Genomic DNA, 3,717 nt, shown 5'->3' on the forward strand with positions numbered 1-3,717 from the left:
GCACTGAACTACCTTGCGCCGTCAGAGTTTGCGGCGAAACATCGGGCAACCGCGGATGCTCCTGCCGCTTTCCAGGAGCTGGTTTAAAGGGACTTTGCTAGAAGCCCATTGGCCCGATTGAAGGGGGCAGGTCACCTGAGGTTGATCTCGCCAACCAATGCCCATCCCGGAACGAAACGACGCGATTTGATACGATCGAAGTGTCGACGTCGGCACATCTGTACCGGCATTCGCGTTCGAAGCTGGGCTTATGAAGAGGGTGGGGGAATGAATATCGGTGACGCGTCACGCGAATCCGGCGTCAGTGCAAAAATGATCCGGTACTACGAACAAGTCGGCCTGCTGGCGCCGAGCAAGCGTAGCGACGCTGGATATCGGATTTACGGTCCGGACGAAGTCCATATCCTGCGCTTCATCCGTCAGGCACGAAGACTCGGCTTCCTCGTCGAGGATATCCGCAAGCTGCTGATGCTCTGGCAAGACCGCTCCCGAGCGAGCGCCGAAGTGAAGTCGATAGCCCTCGAACACGTGGCCGAACTCGACAAGCGCATCGCGGAACTGAGCGACATGCGCAATACGCTGGCCGATCTGGCCGCGCACTGTCATGGTGACGAGCGCCCGGAATGCCCAATTTTGGCGCGCTTGGCGGATCGGGTCGGCGAACCAGATTAGTGCGCGTCCTCGAGTTCAAAATGGGCATCGAGCTAGTCTTATTAAAAATCAATGAGTTGGCGGAGATGCTTCAAGATCCATTCCGAATGGGAATGGTCTCCATGCAAGTATTTCACTGGCATCTTGGTGCGGCATCGCTATAATTCGGGATAACCCTATACGGGAAATCCCTGAATCTCGATTCGCCAGGGGTCCCCCCTTCCTTGGAGAACGTCATGATCGCCTACATCGTTGAAAAGCTGAGCAACTGGTTCGAATCCGCAGAGCGTGAGCGCCGTGAGGCTTACCTCGCCACGTCGTCGGACATCGTCCAGCTCGAGAGCCGTATCCGTTCGCTCGAAACCAACGGCTACTCGCTGTAATCGGAGTCACCGTCAGGTGCCATGTGGCACCGAACGAAAAGCAAGCCCCGTGTTGACGGGGCTTTGTTTTTTGTGCGCCGGATCTGGTGAAATCGGTGATGCAGCGCTATGGTATGGGCCTGCTTTTGGACAGGAAGAATACGATCATGCGCTTGCGTTTCGATGTGCGTTCTGTTCCCCGCACGCGCCTTGTTCTGGGTGTTGCGGTGCTCGTCCACTGCGTCGCGGCGGGCGCCGCGACCGCGTCCAGGCCGCTGATTCTTGACACGCAAAGCGGTATTCAGGACGGTAAGGGTGGCCTGGTGTTGCAAACTGCGCCGCTGTCGTCCGAGCCGATCGTCGAACCGGCGCGTATGCGAACGCCGGCCGGGCAGACGTCGAATTCGTCGGTTCCGCTGTTTGTCGCGCCGTATATCAATGTCCCCGGCTGGGGCACGTCACCGGCCAATCAACCACGGCCCATGCCGCGACAGCAGCCGTAACGGCGGCCGGCTCGCTCAGTTTCCGCGGTGCTCGATCTGGCACCGCGCGCCGCTATCCTGCCCGAGTCGTTCCACGAGGTAGGGCAGCGCTTCGTTCATGCTCTGCGCGAGGGTGTAGGGCGGATTCAGGATGAACATTCCGCTGCCGTAGAGGCCCAGTCCGTCTGCAGGCGGGTTCGATACCGTCAACGTCAGGTGTAGCCAGTTGTTCGGCTGCAGACGCTTCAGTTGTTCCGGAAAACGTTGCGACTCCACGCGCGCAACCTGCGGATACCAGATTGCGTAGCAACCCGTTGCGAACCGCTTCAGGCATTCCGTGACGCACGTGATGGTCCGTGCGTAGTCCTTCTTGTCCTCGTAGGACGGATCGATCAGAACGAGCGCGCGGCGCGGCGCCGGTGGCAGCAACGCCTTGATACCCTCGAAGCCATCGCCTGCGAAGATCATCGCGCGTCGCCCTGCATCGCGAAAGTTGTGACGCAGCACGTCGATTTCCGTCGTGTGCATTTCGAACAGGCGCATCCGGTCCTGCTCGCGCATCGATCGCCATGCGAGATATGGGGAGCCCGGATAGAATCGCAGCTCGCCGTCGTCGTTCAGCGCGCGGACTTCATCGATGTAATCGCCCAGCGCTTCAGGCAGGTTCTTGTCGTTCCACAGCGGGCCGATGCCGGTATCGAATTCCGCGGTCTTGGCGGCGTAGCCGTCGCGTAGAGAGTACACGCCGGCGCCCGCGTGCGTATCGATGTACCAGTACGACTTGTCCTTCTTGTTCAGGTAGCGCAGCAACTGGACGACGACGGCGTGCTTGAGCACGTCCGCGTGATTGCCTGCGTGAAAACCGTGACGATAGCTGAGCATGGCTGGCTGCCTGGAACGAAAAGATGAATCGATGAAAACGGGCGATCGCGCGCGGCTGACGAGCCGGGCGCCGATGCGGCCGCGTATTGTACGCGAGTGGCCGTAAGTCGCCTTACTCGTATGCGTCGCCGACTACCTCCTCGATGCGTTGCTTGACCTCCGGCGTCAGCTTCGCGGCGACGTCGAGCGCGCGCATGTTGTCGCCGATCTGTTCGAGCCGCGACGCGCCTGTAATCACCGAGCTCACGCGCGGATTCGCGAGCACCCATGCGATTGCGAGCTGGCCGGTGCTGCAGCCGAGTTCGGCCGCGATCTCGCCGAGCCGCTCGACGACATCGTTGCTGGCCGGATCCGTCAGCCGGTCGCGGAGCCAGTCGTAGCCGTGCAGTTGCGCGCGGCTGTCTGGTGGTACGCCGTTGCGGTACTTGCCGGTGAGCAACCCCGATGCCAGCGGGCTCCAGGTCGTGAGACCCATACCGTAGTCGTCGTAGAGCCGCGTATATTCCTGTTCGACCCGGGTACGGTGGAACAGGTTGTACTGCGGCTGCTCGACGACCGGCTTGTGCAGATGATGCCGCTCGGCGATTTCGTATGCGGCGCGGATCTCGTCGGCGCTCCATTCGGATGTGCCCCAGTACAGCGCCTTGCCGCGTACGATCATGTCGCTCATCGCCCAGACGGTTTCCTCGATCGGTGTGTTCGGGTCCGGGCGATGGCAATAGACGAGGTCGACGTAGTCGAGCTGCAGCCGATGCAGCGAGCCGTCGATGGCGTTCAGCAGATATTTCCGGTTGAGCGTGTGGTACTGGTTCGGCGCTTCCGCGAGACCCCAGAAGAACTTCGTCGATACCAGGTAGCTGATACGCGGCCAGCCGAGCGACTTCAGGGCCCGGCCCATGATTTCCTCCGACTTTCCACCCGCGTAGACCTCCGCGTTGTCGAAGAAGTTGACGCCCGCATCGCGGGCCGCCGCGAGGCACTCGCGGGCGACCCGCTGGTCGACCTGATTGCCGTACGTGACCCACGAACCGAGCGAAAGCGCGCTGACCTGCAGGCCGGAGCGGCCTAGTCGTCGATAGTGCATGCGAATCTCCCTCGATCCGAAACCGACCTTAAGCTTAGACGTTTTGGCCGCGAACGGCGGGGCCGATCGTGCACAATAGCGACTGGCCTGCGTGCACGGCCGCGCGACGAAAGCGGACGCACGGGCGCGCTTTTTGGATTCGATAACGGAAGGAGACGGACATGGCAGCAGATCTGAGCGGCAAGACCGCAGTCGTCACGGGCGCCGCAAGCGGCATCGGCAAGGAAATCGCACTCGAACTCGCGAAAGCGGGTGC

The 3,717-nt window shown here is 61.3% G+C and carries 6 protein-coding genes; 4 read left to right on the forward strand and 2 right to left on the reverse strand.

Annotation, left to right across the window (positions count from 1 at the left end; genetic code table 11):
- The first annotated feature begins 267 nt into the window (after positions 1 to 267).
- The 3 genes from cueR to DIE13_RS32320 all read left to right on the forward strand — a co-directional run bounded on the left by cueR (position 268) and on the right by DIE13_RS32320 (position 1,516).
- Positions 268 to 672: a Cu(I)-responsive transcriptional regulator gene (gene cueR, locus DIE13_RS32310; protein WP_124831023.1), complete on the forward strand. Its 405-nt coding sequence runs from the start codon at positions 268 to 270 to the stop codon at positions 670 to 672.
- 215 nt (positions 673 to 887) lie between these two features.
- Positions 888 to 1,034, forward strand: coding sequence for a DUF3563 family protein (locus DIE13_RS32315; protein WP_006478295.1), 147 nt, complete (start codon positions 888 to 890; stop codon positions 1,032 to 1,034).
- Positions 1,035 to 1,147: 113 nt separating this feature from the next.
- Positions 1,148 to 1,516 carry a hypothetical protein gene (locus tag DIE13_RS32320; protein WP_124831026.1) on the forward strand — a complete coding sequence of 123 codons (369 nt, stop codon included), beginning with the start codon at positions 1,148 to 1,150 and terminating at the stop codon, positions 1,514 to 1,516.
- A gap of 15 nt (positions 1,517 to 1,531) precedes the next feature.
- Here DIE13_RS32320 and DIE13_RS32325 read toward each other — a convergent pair whose 3' ends face one another.
- On the reverse strand, positions 1,532 to 2,377 hold the full coding sequence (locus DIE13_RS32325; protein WP_124831024.1) for a 23S rRNA (adenine(2030)-N(6))-methyltransferase RlmJ: 846 nt from the start codon (positions 2,375 to 2,377) through the stop codon (positions 1,532 to 1,534).
- A 112-nt stretch (positions 2,378 to 2,489) separates the two neighbouring features.
- Positions 2,490 to 3,461: an aldo/keto reductase gene (locus tag DIE13_RS32330; RefSeq protein ID WP_124831025.1), complete on the reverse strand. Its 972-nt coding sequence runs from the start codon at positions 3,459 to 3,461 to the stop codon at positions 2,490 to 2,492.
- 161 nt (positions 3,462 to 3,622) lie between these two features.
- Here DIE13_RS32330 and DIE13_RS32335 point away from each other — a divergent pair.
- Positions 3,623 to 3,717, forward strand: a 95-nt coding sequence (locus DIE13_RS32335; protein ID WP_124496677.1) for an SDR family NAD(P)-dependent oxidoreductase, incomplete at its 3' end; no start/stop codon positions are given.

This window comes from Burkholderia sp. Bp9016 (assembly GCF_003857765.1).
Taxonomy (GTDB): Bacteria; Pseudomonadota; Gammaproteobacteria; order Burkholderiales; family Burkholderiaceae; genus Burkholderia.

What these genes read in the sequence shown, in the direction of transcription:
- DIE13_RS32320 (WP_124831026.1), top strand. Translation starts at nt 1,148, where the DNA reads ATGGGCCTGCTTTTGGACAGGAAGAATACGATCATGCGCTTGCGTTTC.
- DIE13_RS32330 (WP_124831025.1), bottom strand. Translation starts at nt 3,461, where the DNA reads ATGCACTATCGACGACTAGGCCGCTCCGGCCTGCAGGTCAGCGCGCTT.
- DIE13_RS32325 (WP_124831024.1), bottom strand. Translation starts at nt 2,377, where the DNA reads ATGCTCAGCTATCGTCACGGTTTTCACGCAGGCAATCACGCGGACGTG.
- DIE13_RS32315 (WP_006478295.1), top strand. Translation starts at nt 888, where the DNA reads ATGATCGCCTACATCGTTGAAAAGCTGAGCAACTGGTTCGAATCCGCA.
- cueR (WP_124831023.1), top strand. Translation starts at nt 268, where the DNA reads ATGAATATCGGTGACGCGTCACGCGAATCCGGCGTCAGTGCAAAAATG.